22 protein-coding genes and 1 pseudogene are annotated in these 16,190 nt (G+C 72.7%); 8 read left to right on the top strand and 15 right to left on the bottom strand.

All coding sequences use genetic code 11. From position 1 onward, the window contains the following. Positions 1 to 49 precede the first annotated feature (49 nt). Both ABZU53_RS17665 and ABZU53_RS17660 read left to right on the top strand, forming a co-directional pair. A complete protein-coding gene (locus ABZU53_RS17665; RefSeq protein WP_355066740.1) occupies positions 50 to 727 on the top strand; it encodes a 5-formyltetrahydrofolate cyclo-ligase in 678 nt (225 codons plus the stop codon). A 27-nt stretch (positions 728 to 754) separates the two neighbouring features. Then, positions 755 to 931, top strand: a pseudogene (locus ABZU53_RS17660) (FmdB family zinc ribbon protein); the annotation flags it as partial. 14 nt (positions 932 to 945) lie between these two features. Here the strand turns inward: ABZU53_RS17660 and ABZU53_RS17655 are convergent. Together ABZU53_RS17655 and ABZU53_RS17650 are read right to left on the bottom strand one after the other, a co-directional pair. Then, positions 946 to 1,173 (bottom strand): hypothetical protein, encoded by a 228-nt coding sequence (locus tag ABZU53_RS17655; RefSeq protein WP_355066758.1) that lies wholly within the window; start codon positions 1,171 to 1,173, stop codon positions 946 to 948. Positions 1,174 to 1,817: 644 nt separating this feature from the next. Further along, entirely contained in the window at positions 1,818 to 2,000 is a 183-nt protein-coding gene (locus tag ABZU53_RS17650) for a hypothetical protein (protein WP_354855904.1), read from the bottom strand. A 95-nt stretch (positions 2,001 to 2,095) separates the two neighbouring features. On the opposite strand from ABZU53_RS17650, the gene ABZU53_RS17645 reads away from it, so the two are divergent. Beyond that, on the top strand, positions 2,096 to 2,425 hold the full coding sequence (locus ABZU53_RS17645) for a hypothetical protein (protein WP_355066739.1): 330 nt from the start codon (positions 2,096 to 2,098) through the stop codon (positions 2,423 to 2,425). A gap of 33 nt (positions 2,426 to 2,458) precedes the next feature. Here ABZU53_RS17645 and ABZU53_RS17640 read toward each other — a convergent pair whose 3' ends face one another. Then, positions 2,459 to 2,941, bottom strand: a complete 483-nt coding sequence (locus ABZU53_RS17640) for a DUF2231 domain-containing protein (protein ID WP_355066756.1) — start codon at positions 2,939 to 2,941, stop codon at positions 2,459 to 2,461. 203 nt (positions 2,942 to 3,144) lie between these two features. Between ABZU53_RS17640 and ABZU53_RS17635 the strand changes: the two genes are divergently transcribed. Together ABZU53_RS17635 and ABZU53_RS17630 are read left to right on the top strand one after the other, a co-directional pair. Continuing rightward, positions 3,145 to 3,573 carry a Fur family transcriptional regulator gene (locus ABZU53_RS17635; RefSeq protein WP_354855906.1) on the top strand — a complete coding sequence of 143 codons (429 nt, stop codon included), beginning with the start codon at positions 3,145 to 3,147 and terminating at the stop codon, positions 3,571 to 3,573. A gap of 50 nt (positions 3,574 to 3,623) precedes the next feature. After that, a complete protein-coding gene (locus ABZU53_RS17630; protein WP_354855907.1) occupies positions 3,624 to 4,487 on the top strand; it encodes an oxygenase MpaB family protein in 864 nt (287 codons plus the stop codon). 95 nt (positions 4,488 to 4,582) lie between these two features. Here the strand turns inward: ABZU53_RS17630 and ABZU53_RS17625 are convergent, their stop codons facing one another. From ABZU53_RS17625 to ABZU53_RS17575, 11 genes are all read right to left on the bottom strand, one after another. Beyond that, positions 4,583 to 5,410: a PD-(D/E)XK nuclease family protein gene (locus tag ABZU53_RS17625; RefSeq protein WP_354855971.1), complete on the bottom strand. Its 828-nt coding sequence runs from the start codon at positions 5,408 to 5,410 to the stop codon at positions 4,583 to 4,585. A 137-nt stretch (positions 5,411 to 5,547) separates the two neighbouring features. Continuing rightward, positions 5,548 to 6,162, bottom strand: coding sequence for a MarC family protein (locus ABZU53_RS17620; protein ID WP_354855908.1), 615 nt, complete (start codon positions 6,160 to 6,162; stop codon positions 5,548 to 5,550). A gap of 41 nt (positions 6,163 to 6,203) precedes the next feature. Then, a complete protein-coding gene (locus ABZU53_RS17615) occupies positions 6,204 to 7,076 on the bottom strand; it encodes a PHP domain-containing protein (protein ID WP_355066738.1) in 873 nt (290 codons plus the stop codon). Between the two features lie 242 nt (positions 7,077 to 7,318). Then, the gene (locus ABZU53_RS17610) at positions 7,319 to 8,521 is read right to left on the bottom strand and encodes a hypothetical protein (protein ID WP_355066737.1); all 1,203 of its coding nucleotides are present in this window, start codon (positions 8,519 to 8,521) and stop codon (positions 7,319 to 7,321) included. A gap of 56 nt (positions 8,522 to 8,577) precedes the next feature. Continuing rightward, positions 8,578 to 9,441, bottom strand: a complete 864-nt coding sequence (locus ABZU53_RS17605; protein ID WP_355066736.1) for a SigE family RNA polymerase sigma factor — start codon at positions 9,439 to 9,441, stop codon at positions 8,578 to 8,580. Between the two features lie 103 nt (positions 9,442 to 9,544). Next, positions 9,545 to 10,420: a PH domain-containing protein gene (locus tag ABZU53_RS17600; protein ID WP_354855912.1), complete on the bottom strand. Its 876-nt coding sequence runs from the start codon at positions 10,418 to 10,420 to the stop codon at positions 9,545 to 9,547. 6 nt (positions 10,421 to 10,426) lie between these two features. Next, positions 10,427 to 10,585 carry a hypothetical protein gene (locus tag ABZU53_RS17595; protein WP_007455302.1) on the bottom strand — a complete coding sequence of 53 codons (159 nt, stop codon included), beginning with the start codon at positions 10,583 to 10,585 and terminating at the stop codon, positions 10,427 to 10,429. A 116-nt stretch (positions 10,586 to 10,701) separates the two neighbouring features. Continuing rightward, on the bottom strand, positions 10,702 to 11,412 hold the full coding sequence (locus tag ABZU53_RS17590) for a TFIIB-type zinc ribbon-containing protein (RefSeq protein WP_355066735.1): 711 nt from the start codon (positions 11,410 to 11,412) through the stop codon (positions 10,702 to 10,704). Between the two features lie 49 nt (positions 11,413 to 11,461). Beyond that, the gene (locus ABZU53_RS17585; RefSeq protein WP_354855972.1) at positions 11,462 to 12,085 is read right to left on the bottom strand and encodes an RNA methyltransferase; all 624 of its coding nucleotides are present in this window, start codon (positions 12,083 to 12,085) and stop codon (positions 11,462 to 11,464) included. 53 nt (positions 12,086 to 12,138) lie between these two features. Further along, the gene (locus ABZU53_RS17580) at positions 12,139 to 12,663 is read right to left on the bottom strand and encodes a hypothetical protein (protein WP_354855914.1); all 525 of its coding nucleotides are present in this window, start codon (positions 12,661 to 12,663) and stop codon (positions 12,139 to 12,141) included. Between the two features lie 104 nt (positions 12,664 to 12,767). Continuing rightward, positions 12,768 to 13,283 carry a MaoC family dehydratase gene (locus ABZU53_RS17575; protein ID WP_354855915.1) on the bottom strand — a complete coding sequence of 172 codons (516 nt, stop codon included), beginning with the start codon at positions 13,281 to 13,283 and terminating at the stop codon, positions 12,768 to 12,770. Positions 13,284 to 13,831: 548 nt separating this feature from the next. On the opposite strand from ABZU53_RS17575, the gene trxA reads away from it, so the two are divergent. The 3 genes from trxA to ABZU53_RS17560 all read left to right on the top strand — a co-directional run bounded on the left by trxA (position 13,832) and on the right by ABZU53_RS17560 (position 15,756). Continuing rightward, positions 13,832 to 14,194, top strand: a complete 363-nt coding sequence (gene trxA, locus ABZU53_RS17570) for a thioredoxin (protein WP_030329190.1) — start codon at positions 13,832 to 13,834, stop codon at positions 14,192 to 14,194. Between the two features lie 153 nt (positions 14,195 to 14,347). Next, entirely contained in the window at positions 14,348 to 14,788 is a 441-nt protein-coding gene (locus ABZU53_RS17565; RefSeq protein WP_355066734.1) for a hypothetical protein, read from the top strand. Continuing rightward, positions 14,785 to 15,756: an MFS transporter permease gene (locus ABZU53_RS17560; RefSeq protein WP_354855917.1), complete on the top strand. Its 972-nt coding sequence runs from the start codon at positions 14,785 to 14,787 to the stop codon at positions 15,754 to 15,756. Before ABZU53_RS17565 ends, ABZU53_RS17560 begins: the two co-directional genes overlap by 4 nt. Here ABZU53_RS17560 and ABZU53_RS17555 read toward each other — a convergent pair. Beyond that, positions 15,720 to 16,139, bottom strand: coding sequence for a DUF393 domain-containing protein (locus tag ABZU53_RS17555; protein ID WP_354855918.1), 420 nt, complete (start codon positions 16,137 to 16,139; stop codon positions 15,720 to 15,722). The two genes, ABZU53_RS17560 and ABZU53_RS17555, sit on opposite strands and share 37 nt — an antisense overlap. Between the last annotated feature and the right edge of the window lie 51 nt (positions 16,140 to 16,190).

The following is a 16,190-nucleotide window of genomic DNA, read 5'->3' as shown; positions in this document are numbered from 1 at the left end:
ATGCTGACACAGAGCAACCGTGGGAGTGGCGTTGCGTCAGGAGTGTTGCGTGCCGGAATTTTCTGATGAAGCGGAAGTGACCCGAGTGGCGAAGCGGGACACCCGCGTCGACCTGCTCGCCCGCCGTCGGGCCCTGACCGCTCCGGCGCGGGCCGAGGCCGCCGGGCGCGTCCAGGCCGAGCTGGTCGCCCTGGTACGCCGGCTGCGCCCGCGCCGGATGACGGCGTACGTCCCGGTCGGCTCCGAGCCGGGCGGGGCCGACCTGCCGGAGGTGTTGCGGTCGGCGCTGCCGCCCGACGCCGAGTTGCTGCTGCCGGTGCTCCTCTCCGACCTGGACCTGGACTGGGCCGCGTACTCCGGACCCGATGCTCTAAGCGCGGCCGGTCGGGGTATGCGGGAGCCGACCGGCCCCCGCCTCGGCGTGGCCGCGGTCACCGGAGCGGAGCTGGTGGTCGTGCCGGCGCTCGCCGTCGACCGACGCGGCCGACGGCTGGGCCGGGGCGGCGGCTCGTACGACCGGGCGTTGGCACGGGTGCCCACGGCGACCCTGACCGTGGTCCCGCTGCACGACGGGGAGCTGGTCGAGGCGCTGCCGGCGGAGCCGCACGACCGTCCGGTCCGCGCGGTCGTCACCCCCACCGACGGGATGCGTACGCTTGACGACGGCCCGGGTGCGGCGCAGGGTGTCGCGCCCCACACGTCCGCTGGACGAACCCGGGGCGAATGACGCACCATTGGCACTCGAATACGTCGAGTGCCAACTGGCCGAGCTCAGATACCGGAGGAGAACGTGCCCACGTACCAGTACGCCTGCACCGCGTGCGGTCACCAGCTCGAGGCGGTGCAGTCCTTCTCGGACGAGCCGCTGACCGAGTGCCCGGCGTGTCAGGGGCGGCTGCGCAAGGTCTTCAACTCGGTCGGCATCGTCTTCAAGGGCTCGGGCTTCTACCGCACCGACTCCCGCGCGTCCGTCTCCGAGACCTCCGCTGGAGGCACGCCGAGCAAGCCGGCCAAGTCCGAGTCGTCCTCGTCGTCCTCGTCGTCCTCGTCCTCGGGTGGGGATTCCGGATCGTCGTCTTCGTCCTCGTCGTCCGGGTCGTCGTCTGGGTCTTCGTCCGGTGGGTCTTCGTCCGGTGGGTCGGGCGGCGGCAAGGCTCCGGCGGCCAGCTCCACGTCCTGACCTCAGCCTTCCCCAAGCTCGCCGACAGCGCCGCCCGCGATCGCCCGGGCGGCGCTGTCCATCCTTGATCCACTCGGGTTCCCGAAAGTCGGCCGGGCCGGGTTGATCGCCCGGATTGCCTTTCCGTGCCATAGCGGGTCCCGCCGGGTGCGATAGCAGATCCAGCCGGTAAATGGGCGTTATCCACAGGCCGGTCGGTTGTCCACAGGCGGGGACGAGTGGTCCGCAGCGCCGGCCGTTGCCGGCCTAACGTGCCGCTCTACGGGTGTCACCACGACGGCACCCGGGACGGAGGCGGCAGATGATCACCCGCAAGTTGGACTCCGCGCGGGCGTTGCGCCCGCTGCGCCGGCCGGCCCTGCCCGGCGGTCGCACCCTGCTGCGGGCCGGGCTGGTCGCCGCGCTGCTCGGCCTCGCCGCCGCGATTCTGCACACCCCAACCGGGATGGACACCCCGTCCGGCCAGCACACCGCGACCGGCTGCCCGGCGACCAACGGCGCGGCCGGGGCGCCGGTCCGGCTTGCCCGACCCGCCGTGCTGACGGTTGTCCGCCCTAGAGTCGCGGTCGGGGTGTGGGCCTGGCTTGCCCGACCCGCCGCGCTGCCGGTGGCCCGCCCCGCAGGCGCGGCGTCGGGGTCAGTCCCAGTGTGGGGGGCGTTGGGCGAGGAGCCAGTCGTCGTTGCCGCTGCTCCGCTCGCCCCAGCCGTGGTCGGTGTCGTCCGTGGTCTGCTCGGGCAGCACCACGAAGTCGTCGCTCAGGTCGACGGTGCGGTCATCATCGCCGCGCGCGCCCTGCGTTCCGGGGTCCTCGGTGCTCACGAGCGGCAAGACTAGCGCAGGCGACAGCTCGCCGACGGTTGGCACATCGACCAGAAGCGACCGGGCCGCCGGCTCCGTTGGTAGCGTCGGACGCCGTGACGACCCCCAGCGGTGGCAGCACCCCGGACGACGACTACTGGCGCCGGCCCGGGACCGGCGACGGCGGGATGGCGGACCAACCCCCACCCGCCACCACACCCACGAGCGGGTACGCGGGGCCACCCCCGAGCGTGCCGCCCCCGGCCGGCTGGCGTCCCCCGGTGCACCTGGAACCGGCCCCGCCCCGACAGCTTCCGCCACAGGACATGGCCGTCCTGGATGCGGCCGAGCAGCGTTCCCAGCGGGTCACCTACGGCTTCGGCGCCGCAGCCGCCGTGGTGCTGGTGGCTCTTGTCTGCCTGCTCTGCTCGCGCCTCATCTTCTGAGCGGCGTCGGTGGCGCGCACCCCGACCGGCCGGTCAGAGGGTGGTGCCCCAGACGGCCTCGGCGCCGGAGTGACCGGTCAGGTAGACGTAGATCAGGGCGGCGATGGCCAGCGCGACGGTCGCCACCGCGAGCACCGGCGTCACCAGTGCCGGCAGCCGCGGCACCCGCGGGTGCCCACTGGTCGCCACGAGCAGCGCGATGGCCACGATCCCCAGGGGCACCACGATCCGGAACAGGATGTCGCCGTAGCGGGAGTGCTCGAAGATCTGGTCGAGGATCTGGCCCTGGTAGCCGCGGGCGACCAGGGCGTCGGTGAAGGCTTCACCGGATTCCACGGCCACGAACGCGGTCACCGGCGCGACCACGGCGAGGATGGCCAGCGCCCAGTCCAGTCGGTGCCGCCAGCGCGGCAGCCCCACGTATCCGATGGCCAGCACCGCCAGCAGTGGGACGATGACGACCACCGCGTGGACCACGAGGACGTGTACCGGTAGACCCAGGATCTCCTCGAACATCGACACCTCCAGGTGGATCACGGTGAGGGATCGCCAGCGTACGGGCCGCCGGTCGTCCCCGAGCTCTCGCCCGGAGACACGCGCGCGTCGGCGATCAGGTTCAGCACGGCGCGACCCCGCAGGTCGGTCCTGCGGGCTGTGTCCGTGGCCACCCCCAGCGGGCGACGGTTGTCGCTGCTGGTCGTACGTGCTGTCATTGGCGCATGTCCGGTGGCGAGGAGCTGTTGCGGTCGAGGGGCCTGCGCGTCACCCGACCGCGCCTCGCGGTGCTCGACGTTCTCGCCGACGGCGGTCACCTGGAGGTCGACGAGATCACCCGCAGGGTCCGCGAACGCCTCGACTCGGTCTCCACGCAGGCGATCTACGACGTGCTGGGGGCGTTGAGCCGGGCCGGCTTGTCCCGCCGGATCGAGCCGGCCGGCAGTCCCGCCCGGTACGAGGCGCGCGCCGGCGACAACCACCACCACGTGGTCTGCCGGGGCTGCGGCGAGATCGCCGACGTCGACTGCACCGTCGGCAGTGCCCCGTGCCTGGAACCGGGCACCGCGCACGGCTTCGAGGTGGACGAGGCAGAGGTGACCTTCTGGGGCCTCTGCCCGAGCTGCCAGTCGCGCCGCGCCGCCGACAGCTGACCCGGCCCGCACCACCGACACCGACCGGTGGGCCGTGGCACGCTTGGTCGGTGGACTCCGATGACCTCGGCCTCTTCGGTCCGGGTTCGGTCACGTGGAAGGTGCACGAGGAGCCGATCCTGATCGTCGCGGGCCTGCGCTCGCTCTACCTCCAGGCGTTGCACCCCCGGGCCATGGCCGGGGTCGCGCAAAACAGCAACTACCGCACCGACGCGTGGGGGCGACTGGTGCGTACCGCCACCTACGTGGCGACCACCGTCTACGGCACCACGGCTGAAGCCGAGCAGGCCGGGGCGCGACTGCGTCGCCTGCACGCCCGGCTGCGGGCCACCGACCCCGACACCGGCGAGGACTTCCGGATCGACGACCCGGACCTGCTGCGCTGGGTGCATGTCACCGAGGTCGAATCGTTCCTCAGCACGGCCCGGCGGGCGGGTCTGCCGCTCACCGACGACGAGGTGGACGGCTACTACACCGAGCAGCGTCGGTCGGCCGGCCTCGTCGGGCTGGACCCGGCAACGGTGCCGGGCACCGCCGCCGAGGTGGCGGCGTACTACCGCGCGGTGCGGCCGGAGCTGCGGATGACCCGGGAGGCCGCCGAGACGGCGATCTTCCTCACCGCCCCACCGCTGCCGTGGAAGCTCAGCCTGCCGGCTCGGCTGGGCCTCACCCTCGGCCCGCCGCGCTGGGCGTACCTGGGCATCGCTGGCACCGCGCTCGCGCTGCTGCCTCCGTGGGCCCGACGGATGTACGGCGGGTTGGGGCTGCCCACCACCGAGCTGTCGGCGGACCTCACCGTGCGCGCCCTGCGCCTGGCGCTCGCCGCGGTACCGCGCCGCTATCGGGAGGGGCCGTTGATGCAGGCCGCCAAGGAGCGGGCCGAACGTCACACCGCGACCCCGCTGGCCGGCTGACCAGCCGGACCCCCTCGGGGCGAGGTGCGGACACGCCGCACAGTGTCAGGTGCGGACAGGCCGCACGGAGTCAGGTGCGGGCAGGCCGCACGGGGTCAGGCGTCGGCGGACCGGTCCACGGCCGCCCACGGCTCCTTGCCCGGCGTCTGTGCCCCGGTCGGGCAGTGCCGCCGGAAGTCGCACCAACCGCACCGCGGGCCGGGCGCCACCGGGAACGCCTCGTCGGCGTCGCCGCCGTCGGCGACGGCCCGCTCGGCGGCCATGATGTCGCGGGCCGTGTCCTCGGCCCGGGTCAACTGGCGGTTCAGCGACTCGACGGTGTGGTCGTGGCCGGCGACCGTGCCCGTCGGCAGGTGGTGCAGCTCCACCCGGCGACACGGCCGGCGGAACACCCGCTCGGCCGCGTACGCGTAGAGCGCCAGCGCCTGCGAGCCCCGAGCGTCGTCGGTGTCCAGCCCGGTGCGACCCGTCTTGTAGTCGACGATGACCAGCTCCGGGCCCTCCGGCCCGGGGCGCGAGTCGATGCGGTCGGCCCGGCCGTTGAAGGCCAGCACCGCGGTCTTGACCGCCACCACCCGCTCGACACCGAGCGGGTCGGACTCCGGATCCAGCGTCTCGACGTACGCCTCCAGCCAGCTCAACGCTCGCCGGTAGGCGGCCCGCTCCTGCTCGTCGTCGCGGTAGCCCTCACGGACCCAGGTGCCCTTGAGCAGGGTGGCCAGCGCCTCGGGGCGGCGTCGGTCGGCGGGCAGCGCGTACCAATTCTTGAGGGCGGTGTGCACGCTGGCGCCGAGCGAGTTGTGTGCCCACGGCGGGCCCTTCGGCGGTGCGGGCCGGTCGACGTAGGAGTAGCGGTAGCGGCGGGGGCAGTCCGCGTACGCGCCGAGCTTGCTCGGGGTGCAGACGAACAGCCGTTCCGGCATCCCCTCGAAGCCGAGCTGCTCGGCGCCACCGGGGCGCTGCTGAGGGGCCCGACCGCCTGCGGCGGGTCGTCCGGCTGAAGAGGCTCGTCGCACGCCTGCGATCCTGCCATCCACCGCCGACATTCCGGGTGTGCCGGTCAGGCCATGTTCACGTACTGGGTCACGAAGGCCGCCACCGCGTCGGCGATGAGCTGTACGGCGATCGCGGCCAGGAGCAGGCCGGCGATCCGGGTCAACACCTCGATGCCGCCGGGGCGCAGGATCTTCACGATGCCGCCGGAGAAGCGCAGCACGATCCAGACCGCGACCATGACGGCGAGGATGGCCGCGGCGATGGCGGTGAAGTCACCCAGCCCGTCGGCCTGCTGGACGAAGAGCATGGTCGCCACGATGGCGCCCGGACCGGCCAGCAACGGGGTGCCCAGCGGCACCAGCGCGATGTTCGAGGTGACCTGCTGGCTGGGATCGTCGGCCTTGCCGGTCAGCAGCTCCAGGGCGACCAGGACGAGCAGCAGGCCGCCGGCGGCCTGCAACGCGGGCAGGTCGACGTGCAGGTAGTCGAGCAGGGTCTGCCCGGCCACCGCGAAGATCACGATTACGCCGAGAGCCAGCGCGACGGCCTGCCAGGCCGCCCGGTTGCGGTCCCGTGCGGGCAACGGCCCGGTCAGCGCCAGGAAGATCGGCATCATGCCCGGCGGGTCGGTGATCACCAGCAGGGTCACGAAAACCTCGCCGAACAGCTTCAGATCCACGTGATCAACCTAGCCGCGCCCTGGTGGGCGAAATACCCGGATCAGCCCGAAGCGACCTCGGTCACCCCGGCGGCGACGATCCGCTCGTACGCCTCGACGCCGGTGGTGAACGCGCCGAGCTGGACGCTCTTGTGGGTGCCGTGAAAGTCGGAGGAGCCGGTGACCAGCAGGCCCAACTCGGCGGCGAGCGCGCGTACGTGCGCCTGCTCGGCCGGGCTGTGGTCCTCGTGGTCGGCCTCCAGGCCGGCCAGTCCGGCGGCGGCCAGCTCGGCGATCAGCTCGTCGGGCACCACCCGGCCGCGTCGGGTGGCGCGGGGATGGGCGAAGACCGGTACGCCCCCGGCGGCCCGGACCAGCCGGACCGCACGGAAGACGTCGATGTCGTCCTTCGGCAGCCGGTACCGCTCGCCCAGCCAGTCCGGGCCGAACGCCTCCCGGGTGCTGGCGACCAGACCGGCGCGGATCAGCGCCTGCGCGATGTGCGGGCGACCCACCGTGCCGCCGCCCGCCCCGGAGAGGATGTCCGGCCAGCTCACGTCGATGTCGTCGGCGCGCAGCAGCGCCACGATCCGTTCGCCGCGTGCCTCGCGGGCGGCCCGCACCCGGGTCAGCTCGGCGACCAGCTCCGGGTGGTCCGGGTCGAACAGGTACGCCAGCAGGTGCAGCGGCACCGGCGGCTGCGCGCCCGACCAGTGGCAGGACAGCTCGGCGCCTCGGATCAGGCGCAGACCGGGCGGCAGCGCCCGTACGGCCGGCGCCCAACCGGCGGTGGTGTCGTGGTCGGTGATGGCCAGCACGTCCAGACCCGCGTCGGCGCCGGCGCGGACCAGGTCGGCCGGGCTCAGCGTGCCGTCGCTGGCGGTCGAGTGGGCGTGCAGGTCGATCCGCGGCGCGGGGCCGGTACGCGAGGTCACCTCCCGACGCTACCCAGCAGACCCGAATCCGGCTCGCGTAGGTGCCGGCCAGCCGTAGAGCGCGGCCCTCAGCGCGCGCCGGCCCGTGCGCCAGGCCGTGGGCCCGCCCGTGCGCCAGGCCGTGGGCCCGCCCGTGGGCCAGGCCCCCGCGGCGCAGGGACGGGAACGCCGGCCAGCGAGCCGAGGCGATCGATCGCAGCGCGGGACGCCGCGACCACTCCGGGGAGCGACCCGGGTGCGGATCAGGAGCCGGTGACCAGGACCGGCCGGTCACCGGGCTGGAGGCCGGCCACGGGCACCGGCTCGGCCGGTTGCCCGGCACGCACCCGTTCGACGTCGACCTGAACCAGCTTGCCGGCGCTGTCGACGTAGGAGACGTCCGTCCGGGTCGTCCAGGCGACAGCGCCACTCAGCGCCGGGCCGGCCGGCATGGCGTTCAGCGTCGTCCCGAGCCGCTGCAGATCGACCAGGAGGGCCCGGTCGCTCGCGCCGACCTTCCCGTTCACCAGAAGCCACCGCCCGTCGTCGGACACGCCGCCCGCGCCGTCCAGGCTCAACTGTGCGCCGCAGGCGGTGCGTACCGGTTTCAGAGCCCGCTTCGGGTCGAGCGCCGCCAGGCAGGTCCCACCCGGCCCGCTCGCGGACACCTGACCGATCAGCCGCCCGTCGGGCAGCGCACCGTAGACGTTCAGGGTGCCCCGCTCGGACACCGCGGTCAGCTCCCCCGCGCCGGGCCGCCACAGGGCGTGGGCCGGCCCGTCCCGGTCGAGCCGGACCAGCACGCTGTTTCCGACGAACCGGACGGGTTCCGCGCCGTCCGGGACCGGAATGCGTACCGTGCCGATGAGCTGGCTCCCGACCACCCCCGCCACGAGCAGGTCCTTGCCGTCGCGCCAGGCGACCTGGCTGGCGTCCGGCGCGAGAACGATCTGGCCCGCGCCGGCCAGCAGCACCTGCACCAGGCCGTCGTCCTGCGCGACCCAGAGGGAACGGCCGGCGGTGGTCGGGGCACCGACCACCAGCAGACCGGCGCCGCTGGGCAGGCTGTGGGCGCGCTCGGCGGGGCCGACGCTGGGCAGCGCCAGCCGCTTGCCGTCGGCGTTGATCAGGGTGCCGTCGAGGAGCAGACCGGCGGGCGTTCCGGGCGACGGCGCGGGTGGGGCGACGGCGGCCGAGGGGAGCGGCCGGACGGACAGATCCGGATCGCCGATCACGACGATGGGCGGGCCCTGCCGGCCGGTCTCGTCGGCGAGCTGCGTCATGCCGGCGCCGATCAGCACGGTGGTGACCATTCCGAGCGCGACACCGACACCGGCACGCCGCCGTCGGATCCGCTTGGCCCGGCGGATGGCCTGACCGGCCGGGTCGGCGGTCAGTGGACGGGCGACGGCGACCTGGTGCGAGAGAGTCTCCCGCACCGCACCTTCCAGCTGGTCACGTCGCACCTGGTTAGGACGCTGCGGACCGCCCGTCAGGTTGTCGGGCCGCCGGGGGAATGCGCTCACTGCTGGTCCCCGGCGCCGGTGCCGACGGGCACGACCGCCGGAGCGGTGGGCAGCTCGACCGCCGGTGCGATCGGGCGGGGCACGGACGGGCGGGGTGCGACCGCGCCCGGCCCGGCCCGGCCGGCCGCCGGACGCGGCGTCACCGCGGCACGGCCCCCCGCATCCCTCCCGTCCGGACCAGGTCGGGCAGCGTCGACACTTCGGCCACCTCGCGCGGCGTCGCCCCGGCCGGAGAGGGCAGCGCCACGGTCCCGACCCGAGAGAGTGGCGTCGCGGCTCCCGGCGGAGAGGCCGGCGTCGCGGCCCCGGCCGGAGGAAGCGGTGTTGGCGCTCCGGTCCGTCCCGGGGGCGTCGGCCAGGTCCGGGGTGGCGGCGCCCATCCGTCGGCGCAGCGTGGCCAGTGCCCGGGAGGCCTGGCTCTTCACCGTGCCCGGCGAGATGTCCAGCAGCGCTGCCGTCTGTGCTTCCGACATGTCCTCGTAGTAGCGCAGGACGAGCACCGCCCGCTGCCGGTTGGGCAGCTCCCTGAGGTGCCGCCAGAGCAGGTCGCGGTCGAGCTGCTGCTCGATCTCGTCGACACCGGGCCGTTCGGGCAGCACCTCGGTGGGGCGCTCACCGTGCCAGCGTCGCCGCCACCAGCTCGTCGAGGTGTTGACCATGACACGACGGGCGTACGGCTCGACCGCCTCGATCCCGCCGAGCCGCTTCCAGGCGAGGTAGGTCTTGGTCAGCGCCGTCTGGAGCAGATCCTCGGCTGTCGCCCAGTCGCCGGCGAGCAGATAGGCGGTACGGAGCAGAGCGGCGGAGCGAGCCGCGACGAACTCGCGAAACTCCTCCTCCAACGGGTCCCTGCTCGCCACCGCACACCTCCGCACCCACACCGTCCTGGCAGAGTGCCACGTCAGAGGCGTGTCGGTCCATGACGAAAGGTGCGCACTTGCTCCGATGTTCGGACGAAAACTTTCACGCCCCGTCGTCGGCCTTGGCCTCGTCGGCCTCCTTGCCCAACCGCGCCTCGACCGCCTGCGGCTCGTACATCTCTTCCACGACTCGCAGGTACAGCTCGTTCGGGTTGGGCAGATTCTTGATCTCGCGCAGCGCCTGCTCCTGGCCGGCGGACTCCAGGACGAAGGTGCCGTAGTTGAGTGCGCGGCCGGTCGGCGTCTGCTCGTACTTCATGTCGGTGACACGGACCAGGGGCATCATGGCCACCTTGCGGGTGACGATGCCGTTGACCACCATGACCCGCTTGTTGGTCAGGATGAACCGGTCATACCACCAGTCGGCGACTCTCCAGGCCACCCAGCCCATGACGGCGAACCAGAGCAGCACCGCGATGGTCGTCAGCGCGCCCACGTTGTTGCCGGCGAGGAAACCGGACAGGTAGCCGAGCACGAACGTCGCCGCGATGCCGATCAGGATCGGGTTGGTGAGGTGGATCCAGTGCCGCTTCCACTCGCCCCGGTAGCGCTCGGTGGGGAAGAGGTAGCGGGCGACCAGCGAGCTGGGCTCGTCTTCCAACGGAAGCACCCGCCGGGGAGTCGCCCCCGTCGCGTCGGCACGCAGCCCCGCGAGCTCGTCCTCGGAGATCTGCGGTGGCTGGTAGGCGGCCTCGGGATCACGGATCCAGCCCCGGCCGGACCGCCCTTCGCCGGCGTAGCCGGGCCCTTCGCCGTAGCCGACGTCGTCCGAAAGGGACGGCCCGTCGGACAGGCCGGGACCGGCTCCGTAGCCCGGGCCGTCATCCGGCCCGATCCGCGGTATCGGCTCGGTGTCGCGCTCGCGACGTTCCCGGTCGGGGTCGTCCGGGTCGAAGGGTGGACCGGAGGGGCTGCCCATCGACGGTTAGGCGACGAGGCTGGTGAAGAAGTCGCCGAACCCCTGGGCGATGTCCATGATCCCGCCGCCCAGCGACTTGAAAACATCAGCCGCAGAGTTTGGCCGATAGGCGACGAAGAAGATCAAGAATGCGATTCCGGCCCAGGTGAGGACCTTCTTGACCATGGCGGGCCATCCTCTCGCGCGGCGCCGGGTCCCATTACCGCAGCGGCACCCAGAGTATCAGTGTGGTGTCGTACAGTGAATATCTGCGTCCGTTCTCCGTCAAACCCGGAAGGTTGTCAAGCCCTCCCGGACAGGTACGGGGATGGTGCGCCGTACACGAGCTCGGGCGGAGTCCACTCGGTGAGGTCGTGCAACACGACGTCTTCCGCGAGGAGGTGACCCGCACTCGCCGGCCAGGCTATCGCATGCAGCCACATTCCCCGAGCCTCGCCGGCGTACGCGCTTCGATCCGTCGGAGAATTCACCAGCCACAGTGGAGTCGGGTGCCCGCCGACGCGGATCCTGGCCTGCCCCACGTGCTCGGGATGCCCCGGTCCGGGGTCGGTCAGCGCGTCGACGAGTTCCGGTCCGGGATCCGGGCCGGCCAGGCCGGCGAGCCGGGTGCCCAGGCCGACGCCCGGCTCCTCGGCCACGAAGACCAGATCCGCCGGACCGTCGTCGAGCGGCGCGGGCCCCGCGCAGGCCACCGCCGTCGCCCGCACCCCGGTGCGGTCGTCACCGGCGTACGCCACGCCGGTGAGGGTCCAACCTGGTGGCAGCGGCCACGGGCACCACAGCGGCGTCCCCGGTGGACCCGCGGTCGCGGCGATCCGCTCCACCACGCTCGCGACGATCTCCGCTCCGATGTGTTCGGGCACGTGCAGCGGCGGCACAGGACCGCAGCGCAGGCACCTCGACTCGGTGTGCATCAGATCCGGCACCCGTACCGGGCCCCCGCATCTCGGACAACTCACCGCGACACTCACAACCCCACCGTCACCCGGCATCGCTGGCACGTCAAGCCGGAAACGCCCGATTGCGCCGACGGGGCGAGGGTCAGTCCGGTGGCGGGCCGGCGTGCGTGCGGATCCACGCGTGCATGGCGATGCCGCTGGCCACACCCGCGTTGATGGACCGGGTGGAGCCGTACTGGGCGATGGAGTAGAGCGCAGCGCAGGCGGCGCGCGCGGGCTCGGACAGGCCGGGCCCCTCCTGGCCGAAGAGCAGCACGCAGTCCCGCGGCAGGACGCCGGTCTCCAGCGGGCGGGAGCCGGGCAGGTTGTCGATGCCGAGCACGGGCAGCCGCCGCCCCGCCGCCCAGTCGACGAACTCCTCGATCGTCGCGTGGTGCCGGACGTGCTGGTAGCGGTCGGTGACCATCGCGCCGCGCCGGTTCCACCGTCGCCGTCCGACGATGTGCACCTCGGCGGCGTTGAAGGCGTTGGCGTTGCGCACCACCGTGCCGATGTTGAAATCGTGCTGCCAGTTCTCGATGGCGACGTGGAAGCCGTGCCGGCGTCGGTCCAGGTCGGCGACGATCGCGTCGTGTCGCCAGTAGCGGTAGCGGTCGACCACGTTGCGCCGGTCCCCCTCGGCCAGCAACTCCGGGTCGTAGCGCGGGTCCTCGGGCGGGTCCCCCGGCCAGGGGCCCACGCCCACCTCAAGCTGGTCGTCGGTCACGGTCATCAGAGGGTACGGGCCACCTCGGCGTCCGCCGCGACGGCCCGCCGACCTCAGCCGAGGCCGAGCGCGTCACCCAGCCGGTCCAGGAACCGTTGGTCGGCGGGGCTGGCCGGACGTCCGCCGGGGCCGGGCACCGCCCGGCAGACGCGGGCCGCGACCGACTGCACCCACTGGCGGTACGCGGCCGAGTCGGCGGGATCAGCGCGCCGGCGCAGGACCCGAACGGCCGCCCGGCACGCGACCAGCAGGTCCACCAGGTCGGTGAGTCGCTCGACGGGCGCCGGGGCGCCGTCGTGGCGGGCGTAGATCGCGGCGACCACGGCACGGACCAGATCACTGTCGAACCCGCGGCCGGCAGCCACCGCGTCCAGACCCGCGAGGCCCGCCATCACCCCCCGCTCCGGGCGGCCGGCGCCTGGCGCTGCGGCGGCCACGAGCACCCGAGCGGGCAGGCTGGTGAGCAGGTCCCACTCGGCGGCGGAGTAGACGGCGGTGGTCAAGGGTGCGGCGCGGCGGCCGGCAGAGGGCGGCTCTCCGGCGACGGAGTGGCTCATCGGAACCTCCGGCGCCAGCATAAGCCCCGAAACGGGCGACGGGCCCCCTCCCCGACAGAACCTGCTGTGCGGGATGGAGGCCCGTGCCTCGGCGGCGGCGACTCCTGCTCAGCGCCGCCGGGGGTTCAGCGCGGGTTCGGGAAGCTGGGCCGCTCCGGGTCCACTCCCTCGGCGACGGCGTCGGCCGCGTACTCCCGCTTGGGGACCATGACCTTGCGGCGGAACACGCAGACCATGGTGCCGTCCTGGTTGTAGCCCCGGGTCTCCACGGACACGACGCCACGGTCTGGCTTGGAGCCGGACTCGCGCTTGTCCAGCACCGTCGTCTCGCCGTAGATGGTGTCGCCGTGGAAGGTGGGCGCCACGTGCCGCAGCGACTCGACCTCCAGGTTGGCGATGGCCTTGCCGCTGACGTCCGGCACCGACATGCCGAGCAGCAGCGAGTAGATGTAGTTGCCGACCACCACGTTGCGCTTGAACTGGCTGGCCGTCGCGGCGTAGTGCGCGTCCATGTGCAGCGGGTGGTGGTTCATGGTGAGCAGGCAGAAGAGGTGGTCGTCGTACTCGGTGACGGTCTTACCCGGCCAGTGCCGGTAGACCGCGCCGACCTCGAACTCCTCGTAGTAGCGGCCGAACTGCATCCTGGTCCCCTTCGACGGGCGGCGATGGAGTTCGGCACAGCATGCCTTACCGATGGTTAAGGCGACGGTCGGGGCCGGACCCCGGCGGAAATGTCACACCGGTCACTCACCCGAGGGGAGACGCAATGAGCGGCGGGGCCCTCCCCGGCACCCGCCGCCCACGCTCTGATGTGAGGAATTCTGCCCTACGACGGCGTAGGTTCGACAGAGATCGAGGTCACATTTATCTTTTTGTAACACTACTCTGCGTGACGGAGAGCGGGGTGATCAGCGATCTCCGCAGGCCGGATACCTCCTCGTCAGGGCTCAAGTTACCGATTCGTAGCGCTCGATCGGGTGGATCTCCTTGGAACCGCTCCCATCACCGCAGGTCACGCAAGTGCGTCATGCACTTGCGTTCCGCAGGACGGGATGAACTGACGCAGTTCGATGGCCGCCGAGGGCCCCGGGCAGCCCTGCGCACGTTTCGTGCTGGACGGCCCGGGAATTCGATACGGTCAGCCCTGGTTCTACGGGACGCAGACAAACCGCGGTGATCGGAGAGTGCAATGGCAACCGTTGAGCTGACCTCGGCGAACTTCGACGAGGTGACCGGCAACGACGGCATCGTCCTGGTCGACTTCTGGGCCGACTGGTGTGGTCCGTGCAAGCGGTTCGCCCCGGTCTACGAGCGCTCCTCGGAGAAGCACCAGAACATCGTCTTCGGCAAGGTCGACACCGAGGCCCAGCAGGAGCTGGGTGCGAAGTTCGACATCCGGTCGATCCCGACGATCATGGCGATCCGCGACGGCGTCATCGTCTTCGCCCAGCCGGGCGCGCTTCCCGAGTCCGCGCTGGAGAACCTGATCGAGCAGGTCGAGGCGCTGGACATGGACGACGTCCGCAAGCAGCTGGCCGAGCACAACCACTGAGCCGTCCCCGTGACGGCGCGCGAGGGCCGGGCCCGGTCGGGTCCGGCCCTTCGTCGTACCCGGGCACCGGCGCGTGATCATCGACCTGGGCAGGCGGAACTGGCCATCGGTGGGACCCCGCACGGCCGGTACATCCCGTATCGTCACGACCCGATGGAGACCCTGACCACCCGCGGGCGCGCGACCCGGCTGGGCGCGACCGCCCTCGGTCTCGTCCTGCTGCTGCTCGGCACCTTCTGGGGCAGCGACGACGACTTCCCGTTCGGCCCGTTCCGGATGTACGCCACCTCCAACCCGCCGAACGCCCCCGCCCCGGACACCCGCGTGGAGGGGGTGAACAGCGCCGGCGCGGTGGTCGACCTCGGCCAGGGCGCCACCGGCATCCGCCGCGCCGAGATCGAGGGCCAGCAGGACCGGTACGCCGCCGACCCGACGCTGCTCGCCGAGGTGGCCGACGCGTACGCCGAACGCCACCCGGACGCCCCGGCGCTGGTCGAGGTCCGCATCGTCATCCGCTGGCACGGCATCCGCGCCGGCCGACCCACCGGGCAGCACACCGACGAGACCGTGGTCCGCTGGCAGGTCTCCCGATGAGCGGCTGGCTGACCGAGGCGGTGCCGCGCGGCCGGATCGCCGCCTTCCGCACCCTGATCTACCTCTTCGTCGCCGCCGACCTGGTGGTCTTCACCCCATGGGTACGCACCAGGGCCAGCGTGCCCGGCGAGCTGTACCAGCCCCTGCTGATCGGCCGGCTGCTCCCGCTGCCGACGCCGACGCCGACGGTGGTGGCGGTGATCTTCTGGGCGCTGCTGCTGCTCACCCTGCTCGCCGCGACCGGCCGGGCGCCCCGGCTGCTCGGCTGGTCGGTCTGCGCGCTCTACCTCGAGTGGATGATCATCGCGATGAGCTACGGAAAGGTCGACCACGACCGGTTCGGGCTCCTCGTCGCACTGGCCGTGCTGCCCACCGCCGGCCGGGCCCGCCACGGCGACACCACCCGCACCGAGGCCGGCGGCTGGGCGCTGCGGGTCACCCAGATCGCGGTGATCTGCACGTACTTCCTGGCGGCCTGGGCCAAGCTGCGCTTCGGCGGCCTGGACTGGCTGACCGGCTCGGTGCTGGCGCGGGCCATCATCCGACGTGGCACCGACCTGGCGGACCTCATCGCCCAGGTGCCGTACCTGCTGATCGTCGCCCAGTTCGGCATCGTGGCCTTCGAACTGTTCAGCCCCGTGGTGTTCCTGCTGCCGGCCCGCTGGCGACTGGCCATGGTCGGCTTCTTCTACTCGTTCCACGTGGTGACCATCGCGACCATCACGATCTCGTTCGCACCCCACCTCGCCGCGATGACGAGCTTCCTGCCGCTGGAGCGGGTCCGCCCGCTGGTCTGGGCCCGCCGGTTGACCGGCCGCGAGACCCCCGGCGCACCGACGGACGCGCCGGAGCCGGCCCCACCGAACGCCGACCCCGAACCACGCGATCAGGCCCCGGCGGACGCCGGCACGGAGCCGGCGCGGCTCGGGGATCAGGCCCCGGCGCTCGGGCGGCCGGCCGGCCCGTAGAGCCGCTCCCGGGCCTCCTGCGGCAGCGAGCACGCCGCCGTGCCGCCCGGGAGCCGGTGCCGGTTGCGCGCCACCCAGCGGTACGCGGGCCAGGCCACGGCGCGTGCCGGCGGAAACCGCAGCCCCGCCCCGGCGACCCGCCAGAGCGGACCACTCGCGGCGAGCAGCTTCGCGATGGCGTCCGGCCCGGCGGCGCGTGAGCCATCCGCGCCGACCCACTGCACGGCCTCCTCGCACTGGGCGGCCGTGAGGCCGAGCGCGTCCAGATCGGCGAACTGCCAGGGCACCACCCGGGCGGCGGTGGGGATGCGGCGTTCGATGAACTCCGCGCAACTCGTGCAGAACGCGCAGTCCCCGTCGTAGACGAAGGTCGACCTCTCCATGGCGTCCATCCTCCCCCGCGCGACCGCCCGGTGGGCTCCGGTGTCCGGCGA

Source organism: Micromonospora sp. NPDC005194, assembly GCF_040608335.1.
Taxonomy (GTDB): domain Bacteria; phylum Actinomycetota; class Actinomycetes; order Mycobacteriales; family Micromonosporaceae; genus Micromonospora.
The sequence above is the reverse complement of the archived record's forward strand: the minus strand, read 5'-3'. Positions and strand labels throughout refer to the sequence as shown.